This window comes from Mesobacillus thioparans (assembly GCF_965138835.1).
Lineage (GTDB): Bacteria > Bacillota > Bacilli > Bacillales > Cytobacillaceae > Mesobacillus > Mesobacillus thioparans.
Genome location: NZ_CBCSFH010000009.1, coordinates 25,306 through 41,754 on the forward strand (window position 1 = coordinate 25,306; position 16,449 = coordinate 41,754).

A 16,449-nucleotide genomic window follows, 5' to 3' on the forward strand; every position below is an offset into this window, starting at 1 on the left:
ATAGCCTTCCGCACATTTTTAGCCCATGTTCTTGATTAGTTCATCACCGAACTCAGAAGTTTTGACTTCTGTAGCGCCATCCATCAAACGTGCAAAGTCATATGTTACAACCTTTGAAGCGATTGATTTTTCCATTGACTTGACGATTAGGTTAGCTGCTTCAGTCCAGCCCAGGTGTTCAAGCATTAGAACGCCTGAAAGGATTACTGAAGACGGGTTAACTTTATCCAAACCAGCATATTTCGGAGCAGTACCATGAGTCGCTTCGAAAATAGCGTGGCCAGTTTCATAGTTGATGTTTGCTCCAGGAGCGATACCGATACCGCCTACCTGTGCTGCAAGTGCATCTGAAATGTAGTCGCCGTTCAGGTTCATTGTTGCAACAACATCGAACTCTTTCGGACGTGTAAGGATCTGTTGAAGGAAGATATCCGCAATGGCATCTTTAACGATGATTTTGCCAGCAGCCTCTGCATCAGCCTGAGCTTTGTTTGCTGCATCCGTACCTTGTTCTTCCTTGATCTTGTCATACTGAGCCCATGTGAAAACTTTATCACCGAATTCTTTTTCAGCAAGTTCATAACCCCAGTTTTTGAACGCGCCTTCTGTGAATTTCATGATATTGCCCTTATGTACAAGCGTTAATGACTTACGGCCTTCTGTGATGGCGTAATTGATCGCTGAACGTACAAGGCGCTCTGTTCCTTCTTTGGAAACAGGCTTAATGCCGATACCTGAAGTTTCAGGGAAACGGATTTTATTTACTCCCATTTCGTTTTGCAGGAATGCAAGAAGCTTCTTGACTTCGTCAGATCCGCTTGCATACTCGATGCCAGCATAGATATCTTCAGTGTTTTCACGGAAGATGACCATGTCAGTGTCCTGAGGACGCTTTACAGGTGATGGTACTCCTTCGAACCAGCGTACAGGGCGCAGGCATACAAACAGGTCAAGCTCCTGGCGCAATGCAACGTTCAGGGAACGAATGCCGCCGCCGATCGGAGTTGTCAAAGGTCCCTTGATTGCAATCAGGTATTCATTGATCAATTCCAATGTTTCGCTTGGAAGCCATTCACCAGTCTGGTTGAATGCCTTTTCTCCAGCTAATACTTCTTTCCAGACAATCTTTTTCTCACCCTTGTATGCTTTTTCAACAGCAGCATCGAGAACGCGGACAGAAGCTGCCCAGATATCCGGACCAGTGCCGTCACCTTCGATAAAAGGTACAATCGGGTTGTTTGGTACGTTTAATACTCCATCTTTTACTGTGATTTTTTCACCTTGCATTGTTATCTCTCCCTCCAAAATCCTCGTTCATATCAGAATCAAAGGTTAGCAGGCTTGTATGCCTCTAACCTTTTCTCAGGGAAGGCAGGCAATCATGTCTGACTTCCCCCACTCTCCTATTACAGCAATTTTTCACTGAAAAGTAAAATATTGCTCCTCTGTTTCTATAAATTATCTCATTTCGATGGAAACATATTCCTGCTTGCCAGGTCCAGTATAATCGGCGCGAGGGCGGATCAGACGGTTGTTGTCATACTGCTCCAGGATATGCGCAAGCCATCCGGAAACACGGCTTACAGCAAAAATCGGCGTGAACAGGTCATGGTCGATGCCAAGGCTGTGGTATACAGAAGCAGAATAGAAGTCCACATTCGGCGGAAGGTTCTTTTCGCCTGTCACGATTTCTTCGATTCTTGTTGACATCTCATACCAGTGCGGTTCGCCTGTAAGTTCAGTCAGCTTCTTCGACATATCTCTCAAGTGCTTCGCGCGAGGGTCTCCCTGGCGGTATACACGGTGTCCGAAGCCCATGATTTTTTCTTTGTTCGCAAGTTTTCCGCGGATTGCCGGCTCAACGTTTTCAAGAGTGCCGATTTCAGTCAGCATCTTCATAACTGCTTCATTTGCTCCTCCGTGAAGAGGTCCCTTCAGTGCACCGATGGCAGCTGTAACACCTGAATAAACATCAGATAATGTCGCAACACATACACGTGCAGTGAACGTCGAAGCGTTAAGCTCATGGTCAGCATGCAGGACAAGCGCCTTGTTCATCGCTTCTACCGCTACTTCATCAGGCTCATCGCCAGTCAGCATGTATAGGAAGTTTGCCGCGAAGTTAAGGTCCTCTCTTGGCGCGATTGGCTCAAGGCCTTTCCTTACTCTTGCAAACGCCGTAACGATTGCCGGCATCTTGGCCTGCAGGCGGATGGCCTTTCGGTAATTCGCTTCTTTTTCCATGACATCAGCTTCATCATCATATAATCCTAAAAGAGATACAGCCGAGCGAACGGCAGCCATCGGATGGACTTTATCGATCGGGTACATCTTGAAATGCTCAAGCACTTCCTTAGGCAATGCTGCACTTTCTGCAAGCTGCTTCTTCAATTCGTCCAATTCTGCCGCTGTAGGAAGCTTGCGGTGCCATAATAGGTAAATCACTTCTTCGAAACTAGCATTTTCAGCTAGATCGTCAATGTCATAGCCAACATAAGTCAGCGTATCATCGATGATCGAACTGATAGAAGATGTTGTTGCCACTACCCCTTCAAGACCACGTGTTACTGTCATACTCAATCTCTCCTTTGTAGTTTAATTTCCCCATATCCCATAATTTGTCTGTATGTTGGATTGCTGTTTTAGAACAGCGATCAGAAAAAAAGAAATTTCTGACACTTTATACGAATAGCCGGACCATACACCGGCGACAGACCGATCCCAACCGGAATTGCCATACACAAGATGGTATCGAGCGCTTGCTCAGGCAGCCGGCAAAAAAAGAAAATGCTTACATTTTATAAAATTAAAAAACCGTGGTTTCCTACTTCTCCCGTCGTCTATACAAGGGTATGGAAGCAGTTACAAGTCCTATTATAAACAATTATCTGACATTTGTGAATGAAAACAACTTAATTCAGCAGAAAATATTATTTTGAAAAAAGGCTATTTAAACAAATCACACATTTTCATTGCCGCATAGGCAATCCCTGCGCCGATCAGAGGACCGACAGCGACACCTTTGAATAATGAAACCGCCAGGATCGTTCCCAGGACGAGTGCAGTTGTGATATGAGGATCTTCAGCCAGCAAAGTAACGCCGCCCTTTGCAAGCAAAGCAACTGCCATCCCCGAAATCAGGGCAATCCATGCAAATGGCGATTTGAATGCACCGGATAAATCCTTGAAGCCAATATCACCGCTTGCAATCGGAGCCAGTACGGCAATCGTGATGACTGTCACTCCCCAATTAATGCCCTTCCCCTGGAGAAGCGAAAACGTTTTTGCTTCAAACCCGGCTATTTTCATCACAAGAAGGACCAATACCGCAATGATTAAAGATTGGTTTTTGGCCACAAAGGCTATCACCAGCAAAGTTATTAAAAATAGCATAGGCTCTAGCATAATTTTTGTCATCCTTCCACGGTTGAAACTATTGTAACATAATTAAAAATATTACACCAAGCAAGTAGTACCCCCTGATTCTCCTTCTATTAATATACGCTGAAGGTTATTGTCCTCATTCACGATTCATTTCTTCCTGGTCCCTGAGATTTTTAAAGGGATTTCGTAACGGAAGTCGAATCTTTTTTATGGATAGACCGTATATTGTAGAAAACTTTCAGGTCTGGCATTATTACACGATTTACAATATGGCAGCACATTCGAAATAGGCCATTCCAAAAGGAGGAAGCTGCTTGAACCTCGTATATCTTCACCGGACACTGCGTTTCATGCTGGTCATCAGCATAATTATCGCGGGAGCATTAGCATTATTTTACGTCTCAAAAGTCACCTATCCATTCATCATCGGGTTTTTGATCGCATTCATGATGAACCCGCTCGTCAACTTTTTTCAAGAACGGGCAAGAATGCCGAGAGCCCTGGCAGTGATCATCTCCCTTGTCCTGATCATATCATTGTTTGCCGGGCTGATCACTTTGCTCATTGTCGAAATTGCATCCGGTGCCGAATATCTTGCGAAGGTTGTTCCCGAACACCTTATTACACTGATTGATTACATAGAGCACTTATTTGCTGCACAGCTCATTCCGTTTTATAACCAGTTGGCCGGAATGTTCCAGAGCCTTGATGTGGGACAGCAGGATACGATCATGACTAATATCCAGAATGTTGGCGCCTCCATCGGGACAACTGCAGGAAATTTCATCAAGAACTTTTTTGAAAAAATCCCGAACATCCTGTCATGGTTCCCGAATGCGGCTACCGTCCTCATTTTCTCACTGCTGGGGACTTTCTTCATCAGCAAAGACTGGTACAGATTGTCAGCATTAAGCGGCCGACTGCTGCCAAACCGCGCAAGGACGAGCGGCAGGACTGTTTTTATCGATCTGAAAAAGGCATTATTTGGCTTTGTGAAGGCCCAGGCTACCTTGATATCGATCACCACGGTCATCATCCTGATTGGCCTGCTGATCCTACGAATCGATTATGCGATCACGATCGCCCTTGTGACAGGCATTGTCGATATTATTCCATACCTGGGTACTGGTGCTGTCTTTGTCCCCTGGATTATCTACGAAGCGATCGCCGGTGATATGGGCACCGCCCTCGGTTTAGGTGTTCTTTATATTGTCGTCCTGGTCCAGCGTCAGGTCATGGAGCCGAAAATCCTTTCTTCCAGCATCGGACTGGATCCGCTTGCCACCCTGATCGCTCTCTTTGTCGGTTTCAAAACTATCGGGTTCCTCGGACTGATTGTCGGTCCTGTCGTCCTGGTTATCTTCAATACCCTGCAGCGAGCAAACGTCTTCCGGGATTTATGGTTATTCATCAAAGGAAAAGATGAAGTGATCATTAAATGAATGACAGGACTATAGCTCGATAGAAATCTTTAATCTTTAATCGCAAGTTAAACCAAAAGAATCCAAAACTGCAAAACAAAACGCCAACCGTCAGTTGGCGTTTTTTATATTAGCGGATTACTTTAATGGTTCCTCGATCAATCCAGTTACGGAATAATTTCAACATCAATGCTTTGAAGAACTTCCTGGTAGGTGGCGCCAGGAGTAGAAATCCCAAGGCATCTGTTATGAATCCAGGAGTCAGCAGCAGTGTTCCTCCAATTAGGATGCTTACACCATCCAGGATGACATCGCCTGGCATCATGCCTCTCCTTAACTGGTCTTGGGTACGTCTGATTGTTTCAAGTCCCTGCTGTTTCGCCAGGTAAGCCCCGAGGAAACCGGTCAGGATGATAAGGGAGATCGTTGGCCAAATGCCGATGGTCTGCCCGGAAAGAAGCAGGACGCCAATCTCAGCAGCCGGAACAATAACTAAAAGCAAAAAAATGAATTTCATTTTACACCTCAATGTGTTGGGATAGCTTGTCCTTCTATTATACGTGCCGAAAAGGCGATAATACAATAATATGATTGCTCATACCCCCTAAGATATGAAAGCTTAGTGAATACTAGTATTAGATTTCATAAAGAGATTATGCTAGGGGACTTCGGACATTTCCTGCAGGATTGACCGTTGTTTTGTCCGAATATGGGATGACTTCGGACATTTCCTGCAGGTTCAGCCTCTGTTTTGTCCGAACATGGGGCGACTTCGGACATTTTTTCAAGTTTCTGCTGCTGTTTTGTCTGAACATATAAATAAAAGCGTGAAATCGGTGTGATTTCACGCTAAATATTTTGAAGGATTTTTTTACTTATAGTACGCTTGCGTGTCCTTTGTAAATGACACCTCTTGCAGAGTCAACGGTGATTTCCTGGCCATCCTTGAACAAGTTCATCGCATTTTCCACGCCTACGATGACTGGGATTCCAAGGTTCAGTCCGACAACAGCTGCATGGCTAGTCAAACCGCCTTCTTCTGTGATCAATGCACTGCACTTTTCAAGGGCAGGTACCATTTCGCGGTCAGAGCCGATGGTTACAAGGATGCTGCCTTGTTTTACCTTGCTGATAGCTTCTTGTGCATCTTTCGCAACAACCACTCTTCCATATGCAGATTTGCGGCCAATGCCTTGTGCTTTTGCAAGGATATCGCCAACCACATGGATCTTCATCAAGTTGGTTGTGCCTGCTTCTCCGACCGGTACACCAGCAGTGATGACTACCAGGTCACCATGGGATACATGTCCGCTGTTCACACTTTCTTCGACTGCGCTCGCAAGCATTTCATCCGTAGTTCCTGCCTTTTCCCCAAGCTGTGGATATACTCCCCAAACAAGGGCAAGTCGGCGGACCACATGATCATTGGAAGTAACCGCAATAATCGGTGCCTTTGGACGGTACTTCGAAATCATGCGTGCAGTATGTCCGCTTTCAGTTGGTGTGATGATAGCATTCACTTCAAGATTCAGCGCCGTATGCGCAACCGATTGTCCGATAGCATCGGTAATATTGTGGTCTATCTCTTTCGTGCGGAATGACAGTAATTCCTTATGATTAAGTGCTTCTTCTGCTCGAGAAGCGATATTGTGCATAGTCTGAACAGCTTCTACAGGATATTGTCCAGCTGCTGTTTCGCCAGATAGCATGATTGCATCCGTTCCATCGAAAATCGCATTTGCAACGTCACTAGCCTCTGCACGGGTCGGACGCGGGTTGCGCTGCATGGAATCGAGCATCTGAGTAGCAGTGATGACTGGCTTACCCTGAGTATTGCACTTCTTGATCAAGTCTTTTTGGACAAGCGGCACTTCTTCAGCCGGGATTTCGACGCCAAGATCTCCACGAGCAACCATCAGGCCATCAGAAACCTCAAGGATTTCGTTGATGTTGTCAACGCCTTCCTGGTTTTCGATCTTAGGGATGATTTGGATGTAAGATCCATTATTTTCTTCCAATAGCTGGCGGATTTCCAATACATCCGTTGCGCGACGCACAAATGATGCAGCGATGAAGTCTACTCCCTGTTCGATTCCGAATAGGATATCTTTTGCATCCTTTTCCGTGATTCCCGGAAGATTCACAGACACACCCGGAACGTTCACGCCTTTTTTATTTTTAAGCGTACCCGTGTTCATGACCTTTGTTTTGATTTCACTGTTTTCTTTATCGATGCTTACGACTTCAAGACCGATCAATCCATCATCAAGAAGGATTTTCGCACCTGGATGGACATCATCAATCAGCTGGTCATAAGTTACAGAGAATTTCTCGGCTGTACCAAGGACCTCTTTCATTGATACGATGCATTCCTGTCCTGTTGTCAGCTCGATCGCGCCATTTTCCATATCGTTCGTGCGGATTTCAGGGCCTTTTGTATCAAGCAGGATACCTACCTTTTTCCCCGTTTTCTCCGCAGCTTCTCTGATATTCTTGATACGTGCAGCATGCTCCTCATGATTTCCGTGGGAGAAATTCAAGCGGGATACATTCATCCCTGCTTCAATCAGCTGAGTTAATTTTTCTACACTTTCACTTGCGGGACCAATCGTACAAACAATTTTCGTTTTGCGCATAGATTGCAACCTCCTGGTTTACTGTAAAAGAAATTAAATAGAAAGCTCTTTTGATAATTTATATAAGTTCAGGTCAACAACATGTTCTTTTGCCAGGGCTTCAATGATGTCATAGTCCACCAGCTGGTTCTTTTCCATCCCTACTGCCCGTCCGCCTTTACCTTCCAATAAAAGCTCTACTGCACGGGCGCCAAGACGGCTGGCCAGTACACGGTCAAATGCAGTCGGTGAACCGCCGCGCTGGACATGTCCGAGAACCGTTACTCTCGTATCGAAGTCTGTCTCTTCCTTCAATTTCTTCGCGAAATCATAACCATTCATAACACCTTCGGCTACGATGATGATACTGTGCTTCTTGCCGCGTTCATGTCCCTTTTTAAGACGGTCGGCAATGTCCTTCATGTCATGCGGGTCTTCAGGAATAAGAATCGTTTCCGCACCGCCTGCCAAACCTGCCCACAGTGCGATATCTCCAGCATTTCGTCCCATTACTTCCACGACAAAAGTTCTTTCATGCGAAGAAGCGGTATCACGGATTTTGTCAATCGCATCGATTACTGTGTTAAGTGCAGTATCAAAACCGATGGTAAACTCCGTACCTGGGATATCGTTATCAATCGTACCTGGGACACCGACACACGGGAAACCTTGTTCTGTCAGGGCCTTCGCACCTCGGTAGGATCCGTCGCCGCCAATGACGACCAGACCGTCAATACCGAGTTTCTTCAGCTGTTCGATCCCTCTTTGCTGTCCTTCTCTTGTCTTGAATTCTTCACTGCGTGCAGAGTAAAGGAATGTTCCTCCACGATGGATGATGTCACCTACAGAACCAAGTTCAAGTTTTTTAATATTTCCGTTCATCAATCCAGCGTAACCGCCGATTACACCATAAACCTCAACATCATGAAAAATAGCTTTCCTTACTACAGCACGAACTGCAGCGTTCATTCCAGGCGCATCCCCGCCGCTCGTCAAAACACCAATTCTTTTCATTTTCATTCACCTCATTCGGTATCATCTATGTACTTTTCTGCTCTTTCGAATGGTGCCTTCGATATTGCAACTGTAAAATTCATGGAAGTCTACTTTTTACTCTTGAATATAAAAGCAACGAATCCGGAAAAACATACATAAAACTAATTACTGTGTATTCTGTTAGCTTCTCTTATTATGAACAGAATACCCGGGAATATTTCTAAAATAACACGTAGGGTGCGGTATCTCAACTGAATCCTCAATATTGACAATAAGACGGAATTATCATGTAATTGCAAGCGCTTCATAATTAAACGCCCCGTCCTGACAAGGATAGCATAAAAAATAAAACGTGCAATTTTGCACGTTTTATTTTACCCCGATAAATTCTGTTGGAAACGAAAACTCACCAATTCGTTTATATTTCTCATAGCGCTGGCTCAATAATGTTTCTTCATCCAAAACCAGCAGCTCTGACATCGAGTCTTTTAAAATCTTATCCATATACTTTGCTTGCTGCTTCAAATCTTTATGTGCTCCGCCTTTAACTTCCGGGATGATTTCATCTATGATTCCCAGTCCTTTGAGGTCAGGGGCAGTGATTTTCATCGTTTCAGCGGCTTTTTTCGCCAGCGAAGAATCTTTCCAAAGAATCGCTGCGGCTCCTTCTGGTGAGATAACAGAATATGTGGAATTTTCCAGCATGTGAATATAATTGCCGACTCCCAGTGCCAGTGCTCCGCCACTTCCGCCTTCGCCGATGACGACACAAATGACCGGGACCTTCAAACCAGCCATCTCGAACAGGTTGCGGGCGATTGCTTCGCTCTGTCCTCGTTGCTCTGCGGCTTTTCCAGGATAAGCACCCTTCGTGTCAATGAAGCAAATAATCGGCCGTCTGAATTTTTCAGCCTGCTTCATCAAACGCAAAGCTTTACGGTAGCCTTCCGGATGCGGCATGCCAAAGTTCCGGCGGATATTTTCCTTCGTATCTTTACCGCGCTGATGGCCGATGACTGTTACCGGATAACCATGAAACTTCGCAATACCGCCAACTATCGCTTCATCATCCCCGAAATTCCTGTCGCCGTGACATTCGAAGAAATCGGTGAACAGCAAAGAAATATACTCCAGTGTTGTCGGGCGGTCCGGATGACGGGCAATCTGTACCCGATCCCACGGCTTCATGTTCTCATATACTTCAGATTCCAGCTTTTGCAGCCTTGCTTCAAGCTTATCAATTTCGGATGTGAGATCAACGTCTGTATTCTTGGTGAATTCCTTGAGCTCACTGATTTTTTTCCTTAATTCCAATACCGGTTTCTCGAATTCTAGTTCTCCTGCCATTCGAATGTCCCTCCTGGCTGATGGATTTCAAGTATTCCCGCAATCTTTTCCTTCATATCGACTCTCGAAATCACTGCATCAAGCTGTCCATGCTTCAACAAAAACTCTGCTGTCTGGAAGTCTTCTGGCAGTTCTTCGCGTATTGTCTGTTCAATGATTCTTCGGCCTGCAAAACCAATCAGTGCGCCTGGTTCAGCAAAATTGTAGTCCCCCAGACTGGCAAAGCTTGCAGAAACTCCTCCAGTTGTAGGGTGGGTCATGATGGAAATGATCAACCCTCCATTATCGCTGAATCTTTTCAATGCGACGCTTGTTTTTGCCATTTGCATCAAGCTCAGGACACCTTCCTGCATCCTTGCTCCGCCTGATGCGGTAAAAATGATGAATGGAATGGACAATTCATCAGCCTTCTCAATCGCTCTCGTAATCTTTTCGCCTACAACCGACCCCATGCTTCCCATCCTGAAGGTCGCATCCATGATCGCTATTGCCACATCATATCCGTTAACTGTTCCTGTCCCGGTGACTACAGCTTCATTCAGCCCTGTCTTTTCCCGGTCCTTCTCAAGCTTTTCCTCATATCCCGGGAAACCGAGCGGATTGCCTGAGACCATTTCACGGTCCAGTTCACGGAAGCTTCCGGAATCCAGGAAACTTTCGATCCGTTCAGCAGAATTCATTTGGTGATGGTAACCGCACTGGAGACAAACCTTGCAGTTTTTATTCAGTTCTTTCGTATACATGATTTTCTTGCAGTTCGGGCATTTAGTCATGATTCCTTCAGGAACGTCCTGCTTCGCTGCTTCAGAAGGAATTGTCGCGTACTTTTTCTTTTTCGTTGTTTTCGTAAAAAGTTCCTTAAGCAATGTATAACCCCCTCCGAATAATACTGGTTGTTTTGTAATATCCTAGTTTTGCAAGGCTGTATTTCCGCTCTTAATTGCAGCTGCGAAAAGCGCCAATAGTCATAAAGCACCAGGTGGTCAGACCACTATATCAAAAAAGAAGAGAGACTGCCGTCCTGGCATCTTAGGCATGTCCAAAAGTATATAACATCCTGTCTTCGAAAGATGTTATTTCATGTCGTCATTGCGTCGACATTTTCCGCAGCATGCGATGCCTATTCAGAATCAGTTCTCCATTTTTTGTTGCAAGCGAGTCTAGCAGCAGATGGTATTCTTCTTTTTCCGCTGGAATTGCTTTCAGCTCCAGTGCCTTGTAATAATCATTCAATATATACCAAATCCGATAAAAAAGGTGATTGTCAGATAGCTCGGCAATTTCCCTGAAAAATTCCTCGTCTTCAAAATTATGGTCATCTATCCAGACCTTTAATCTTTTAATATCGTCTTCCTGAATTTTTTCAGCTGCCAGGTATAAACAATCTGCCTCGATCATGTTTTTCGTTTCGACCACATCATCCTTGGCTTTTTCATCCTGCAGGATAAAGGTGCTTAATAATTGGACCAGCTGGTTGCCGCGGAAGTCCCTTATAAAAGTTCCTTCTCCCCTTCTTGTCTCGATCAGCCCGAGGAGCTCGAGGGCGCGCAGGGCCTCGCGAACCGAGGAGCGCCCGGCATTAAGGCGCTCTGAAAGTTCACGTTCGGAGGGAATTTTATCTCCAGGTTTCAAGCCGTCCTTATTAATCATTTCCCTTAGCTGCCTGACGATTCCCACATAAACTTTTGTGCTTTTTTCAGGCTGTGCCACTAAGAAATCACTCACCTTTTCCGATCAATGCAAGACGTTCAGTACGCTCCCTGACTTCCTGCGGATCCACTTTGATGCGTGCAACCCCGGTTTCCATCGCTGCTTTTGCGACAGCTGCAGCAACAGCGGGTGCTACGCGCGGATCGAATGGACCTGGAATGACATAATCGCTTGAAAGCTCTGATTCCTCAATCAGCCCTGCGATTGCTTCGACAGCAGCCACCTTCATCTTTTCGTTGATATGGGTTGCCCTTGCATCCAATGCTCCACGGAAGATTCCCGGGAAAGCAAGAACATTGTTCACCTGGTTAGGGAAATCGGAGCGGCCAGTACCAATTACAGCCGCACCGGCAGCCTTCGCTTCCTCTGGCATGATTTCCGGCACCGGGTTCGCCATTGCAAAGATGATTGAATCATTATTCATTGTCTGGATCATTTCTGAAGTCAGTGCTCCAGCAACAGAAACGCCGATGAATACATCAGCACCTTTAATCGCATCAGCCAGGGACCCTTCAACGTTGTCACGGTTAGTGAATTTCGCCACTTCTTCCTTGATCGCATTCATGCCATTCGGGCGTCCTTCGTAAATCGCGCCTTTAGTATCACACATGATGATGTCACGGACACCGTACGAATACAGAAGCTTGATGATAGCAATCCCTGCAGCTCCTGCTCCGTTTGCAACCACCTTGATTTCATTCATTTTCTTCCCGACGATTTTCAGCGCATTCACAAGTCCTGCCACGGTCACAATTGCGGTACCATGCTGGTCATCATGGAACACTGGGATATTCGTCTCTTTTTTCAAGCGCTCTTCCACTGCAAAGCAGTTTGGTGCAGCTATATCCTCCAGGTTGACACCGCCGAACGTCGGTTCAAGCAGCTTCACCGTTTCAACAATTTTATCTACATCTGTTGTATTCAGGCAGATTGGAAAAGCATCGACTCCAGCGAAGCTTTTGAAAAGGACAGCCTTTCCTTCCATTACAGGAAGCGCGGCTTCAGGACCGATATTTCCCAGTCCAAGGACAGCCGTTCCATCGGAAACGACAGCCACCATATTGCCCTTCATTGTATAATCATAAACTGTTTCAGGCTTATCATATATTTCCTTGCAAGGCTCCGCGACACCCGGAGAATAGGCCAAGCTTAAATCTCTGGCATTCCTTACAGGCACTTTCGATTTCGACTCTAATTTTCCTTTATTCACACGGTGCATATGCAAAGCTTCTTCACGTAAAGTCAACTCAGGTCCACTCCTTAATTATGGGCACTCTCCGACAATATCATTTCACTCATCTTGATCCGCACTCTTGGCCACGGCAGGTGTTCTTCGATGAAAAATGCGAAAGATCAGCAACACAATAATAGGCGAACGGCCTGGTTATTTAAAAAAGTTGCCTTCTCCAGTGGTCTGACCACACATATCCTTTTCCAATATAACACATCTATTATACTTGTAAAGAACTAATTTTTCAGCACTACATTATTGTCGCCCAATACCTTCTTTAATGCCCTCATACTGTCCCGTTCTGTGTTCACACTGAATTCATTTGGCAGCAGCATGGATTTCTCGGTCTCTTCGTTATACACAATTACCGGGACAGCACCATGATATTTTTTCAATAAAGCTTTAAGCTCGGCCATTTTATCGGTGCTGCCGGCACCCCTTGCAATTCGCAAATACAAAACCGGCTTTTTCTGTCCATTTTTTTCCGCTTCTTTTTCAAGGTCCAGCACCTGCTGGACGATAAATTGGCTCTTACCGTCACGTTCATCGAATTTCCCTTCAACCAGCGCCATTTTCCCTTGCTCCAGTACATGACCATACTGCTTATAGACGGAGGGGAATACAACCGCTTCGGTTTCACCACTTGCGTCACTGAGAGTGAGGAAGGCCATTGCCTCGCCTTTTTTGGTACGGATTTTCTTCTGCTCCGTAATATAGACACCAAGCCTAATTTTGCTGCCCGGGGCCCTGGATGCGATTTTCTTGACGCCTGCAGCCTCGAACTCCTTTTCATGGATGGAAACAGGGTGCCTGGAGAGATAGACTCCCAGCACTTCTTTTTCAAGTCCGAGCTTGTCTTCTATCCGCATTGAATCAACCTCAATATATTTAGGCTTCAGTGAAAACTCCGCTTCAGCGAACATATCGATCTGCCCTGAATCATCCGGAGCCACGAGCTGGGCATGTTCGATCGCCACATCGATCGTCGCCAAAAGGATAGCACGGTCCTGCCCGAATTCATCGAAAGCACCCGAATAGATCAAGGCTTCCAGCACTTTTCTTGATGCAGCCTTTTGCGGCACTCGGATGCAAAAGTCGAAAATGTTCTTGAAATGCCCGCTGCGTCTTGCCTGGAATATTTCCTTGAGTGATGCGATCCCGACCCCCTTGATTCCTGCCAGGCTGTACCGGACACCTTCTCCCTCCGGCTGGAAGCTGAAAGCGCTTCTGTTAATTGAAGGAGGCAGTAGCTTGATCTCCATCTGCTGCAGCTCTCTAGCATACTGGGCAATCTTAGTATCATTACCGATGGCAGATGTCAGCAGGGCAGCCATGAAGTAAAGCGGATAATGCGCTTTGAGGTAAGCCAGCTGGTAGGCAATCATACTGTACGCGACAGCATGGCTGCGGTTGAATCCGTAATTGGCGAATCGGACGATTAAATCGTAGACCAGCTGCGCTGTCTGTGCATCATATCCTTTCCTTAACGCACCATTCACAAAATGTTCGCGTTCCTGGGAAAGGACTTCCTTCTTTTTCTTCGAAACCGCTCTCCGCAGCAGATCCGCTTCCCCGAGGGAGAAACCCGCCATCTTTGAGGCAATCTGCATGATTTGCTCCTGGTAAACGATGACTCCATATGTATCACGCAGGATCGGTTCGAGGTCCTTATGATAATAATCAATGTTCTGTCTCCCATGCTTCCGATCAATGAACAACGGGATATTCTCCATCGGGCCCGGACGGTAAAGCGCATTGACTGCGACGATATCTTCAAATCGTGTCGGTTCCAGCCTTGTCAGTACTTTCCGCATTCCCTCGGACTCAAGCTGGAAAATACCTGTCGTCTCCCCTCTGCCTAGCATTTGAAACGTTTGTTCATCTTCGCCGGGAATATCATGGATCCGGAGCGTTTGCCCGGTTTTATTCTGGATGGAATGCAGGATGGTATCGATTAAAGTCAGATTCCTTAAGCCCAGGAAGTCCATCTTCAATAAGCCTATTTCTTCAAGATGGTCCATTGAATACTGGGTGAGGAACACTCTGGACTGGCCTGACTGGATCGGTACGACATTCGTGAGCGGCTGTTCACTGATGACTACACCCGCAGCGTGAGTGGAAGTATGGCGAGGCAACCCCTCCAGCTTTATCGCCGTTTCAAGGATTCTTTTATTCTTTGAAGATTCTTCTATAAACTCCCTTAATCCGCCTGATTCGTTGATGGCATCCTTCAAAGTGATTCCGAGTCTGGATGGAACAAGCCTTGAGAGGCGCTCGAGCTCCTTGGTGTTCAAACCGAAAACACGGCCAACATCCCTGACGGCTGCCTTGGCTGCAAGTGTTCCAAAGGTAGCGATCTGTGCGACATGAAGCTCCCCATATTTTGCCGCGACATATTCAATGACCTCATCCCTGCGATTATCTGGAAAGTCGATATCGATATCGGGCATGGAAACCCGTTCAGGATTCAGGAACCTTTCAAAAAGAAGATTATGTTCGATCGGGTCGGCGTCGGTGATGAACAGCACATAGGATACAATCGATCCGGCTGCGGAACCACGGCCAGGGCCGATCAGGATTCCTTTTTCCCGGGAATATTTGATGAAATCCCATACGATCAGGAAGTAATCGCTGAAGTTCATTTTTTTAATGATGGATAGTTCATACTCCAGTCTTTCCACATGCTGGTGTGATGGGTTTCCATAACGTTTTTCAAGCCCCTGGAAACAAAGTTCCTCAAGCATCTCGTCGGCAGTTTTTCCCGGTTCGACCGGAAACTTTGGCAAATGCCTTGAACCGAAGTCAAGCATGACATTGCACTGTTCCGCAATTTCCAGCGTGTTCTCCAGGGCTTCGGGATACTCTGAAAACAAATCGCCCATTTCTTTTGCGGTTTTCAGATAAAACTCGCTGCTGCCAAGTTTTTCACGAGCGTCATCCTGGAGCTTATCACCATTCTTGATCGCAAGCAGGCACTCCTGGGCGAAGGAATCCTCTTTGTCTAAATAGTGCACCTGATTCGAGGCTGCCAATGGAGTATTTGTTTCTGAGCCTAGACCAGCCAGCTGTTTGACAAGCTCCCTTTGCCCCGAGAGGCCCTGGTCCTGTATGCCAAGGTAAAAATTGTCCTTCCCGAAAATCTGTTTATATGAATCAATCGTATCCAGCGCTTTCTCTCTTTCTCCACTTGCCAGATAATACTCTATTTCACCCCTGGTTCCTGGTGTCATTGCAAATAGTCCTGCGGCATAATGCTTCAGCCACTTCACCGGAATTCCTTCAGGGGATTTCGTCTGTACTGCACTTGAAATTTTGATCAGGTTCTGAAATCCTTCATTGTCTTTCGCAAGGAGGACAAGCGGAAATGATTCGTCTTCCATAGAGGTACTGACGACATCAACCGTCAAGCCGAGCAATGGCTTGATTGAATTTTTGAGGCATTCTTTATAAAACGCAACCGTTCCGTACATTACATTGTGATCCGTCAGTGCGAGTGCGGAAAAGCCCTTTGCCTTTGCATCGCGGACGAGCTGCTCAACTGTAGCCGTACTGGTGAGCAGGCTGAATGCACTATAGACATGAAGGTGAATAAATGGCATATCTCTCACACCCTTTAAAGGTAAGGTTCATCTTCTTTCATTATAGGCTTTTAAAGCCAAAAAAGAAAATATGTTCTCCTTTATTCAAGTAACTTTAAACATATTGCAGGCAGATTGTCCATAAGATGAAGTACGAGGAAAAAATC

12 protein-coding genes are annotated in these 16,449 nt (G+C 45.9%); 1 reads left to right on the top strand and 11 read right to left on the bottom strand.

The window, feature by feature from the left end; all coding sequences use genetic code 11:
* Positions 1 to 18: 18 nt before the first annotated feature.
* The 3 genes from icd to ACNAZ4_RS14940 all read right to left on the bottom strand — a co-directional run bounded on the left by icd (position 19) and on the right by ACNAZ4_RS14940 (position 3,405).
* A complete protein-coding gene (gene icd / locus ACNAZ4_RS14930; RefSeq protein ID WP_415815526.1) occupies positions 19 to 1,287 on the bottom strand; it encodes an NADP-dependent isocitrate dehydrogenase in 1,269 nt (422 codons plus the stop codon).
* A 171-nt stretch (positions 1,288 to 1,458) separates the two neighbouring features.
* Positions 1,459 to 2,574, bottom strand: a complete 1,116-nt coding sequence (gene citZ, locus ACNAZ4_RS14935; RefSeq protein WP_415815528.1) for a citrate synthase — start codon at positions 2,572 to 2,574, stop codon at positions 1,459 to 1,461.
* Positions 2,575 to 2,946: 372 nt separating this feature from the next.
* Entirely contained in the window at positions 2,947 to 3,405 is a 459-nt protein-coding gene (locus ACNAZ4_RS14940; RefSeq protein WP_415815530.1) for a DUF441 domain-containing protein, read from the bottom strand.
* A gap of 293 nt (positions 3,406 to 3,698) precedes the next feature.
* Between ACNAZ4_RS14940 and ytvI the strand changes: the two genes are divergently transcribed.
* On the top strand, positions 3,699 to 4,826 hold the full coding sequence (ytvI, locus tag ACNAZ4_RS14945) for a sporulation integral membrane protein YtvI (RefSeq protein ID WP_415815532.1): 1,128 nt from the start codon (positions 3,699 to 3,701) through the stop codon (positions 4,824 to 4,826).
* A gap of 109 nt (positions 4,827 to 4,935) precedes the next feature.
* Here ytvI and ACNAZ4_RS14950 read toward each other — a convergent pair whose 3' ends face one another.
* The 8 genes from ACNAZ4_RS14950 to dnaE form a co-directional block, all read right to left on the bottom strand.
* Positions 4,936 to 5,322 (bottom strand): FxsA family protein, encoded by a 387-nt coding sequence (locus tag ACNAZ4_RS14950; RefSeq protein WP_415815534.1) that lies wholly within the window; start codon positions 5,320 to 5,322, stop codon positions 4,936 to 4,938.
* 358 nt (positions 5,323 to 5,680) lie between these two features.
* The gene (gene pyk, locus ACNAZ4_RS14955) at positions 5,681 to 7,441 is read right to left on the bottom strand and encodes a pyruvate kinase (RefSeq protein WP_415815536.1); all 1,761 of its coding nucleotides are present in this window, start codon (positions 7,439 to 7,441) and stop codon (positions 5,681 to 5,683) included.
* Between the two features lie 33 nt (positions 7,442 to 7,474).
* Complete coding sequence (gene pfkA, locus ACNAZ4_RS14960; protein WP_415815538.1) at positions 7,475 to 8,434, bottom strand: 6-phosphofructokinase; 960 nt, start codon at positions 8,432 to 8,434, stop codon at positions 7,475 to 7,477.
* Positions 8,435 to 8,785: 351 nt separating this feature from the next.
* Positions 8,786 to 9,763: an acetyl-CoA carboxylase carboxyl transferase subunit alpha gene (gene accA / locus ACNAZ4_RS14965; protein WP_415815540.1), complete on the bottom strand. Its 978-nt coding sequence runs from the start codon at positions 9,761 to 9,763 to the stop codon at positions 8,786 to 8,788.
* Positions 9,748 to 10,629, bottom strand: a complete 882-nt coding sequence (accD, locus tag ACNAZ4_RS14970) for an acetyl-CoA carboxylase, carboxyltransferase subunit beta (RefSeq protein ID WP_415815542.1) — start codon at positions 10,627 to 10,629, stop codon at positions 9,748 to 9,750. The genes accA and accD overlap by 16 nt, the downstream gene beginning before the upstream one ends.
* Before the next feature lie 220 nt (positions 10,630 to 10,849).
* Positions 10,850 to 11,413 carry a FadR/GntR family transcriptional regulator gene (locus ACNAZ4_RS14975; protein ID WP_415815826.1) on the bottom strand — a complete coding sequence of 188 codons (564 nt, stop codon included), beginning with the start codon at positions 11,411 to 11,413 and terminating at the stop codon, positions 10,850 to 10,852.
* A gap of 67 nt (positions 11,414 to 11,480) precedes the next feature.
* Complete coding sequence (gene ystJ, locus ACNAZ4_RS14980) at positions 11,481 to 12,719, bottom strand: NADP-dependent malic enzyme (RefSeq protein ID WP_415815544.1); 1,239 nt, start codon at positions 12,717 to 12,719, stop codon at positions 11,481 to 11,483.
* 221 nt (positions 12,720 to 12,940) lie between these two features.
* The gene (dnaE, locus tag ACNAZ4_RS14985) at positions 12,941 to 16,303 is read right to left on the bottom strand and encodes a DNA polymerase III subunit alpha (protein ID WP_415815546.1); all 3,363 of its coding nucleotides are present in this window, start codon (positions 16,301 to 16,303) and stop codon (positions 12,941 to 12,943) included.
* Between the last annotated feature and the right edge of the window lie 146 nt (positions 16,304 to 16,449).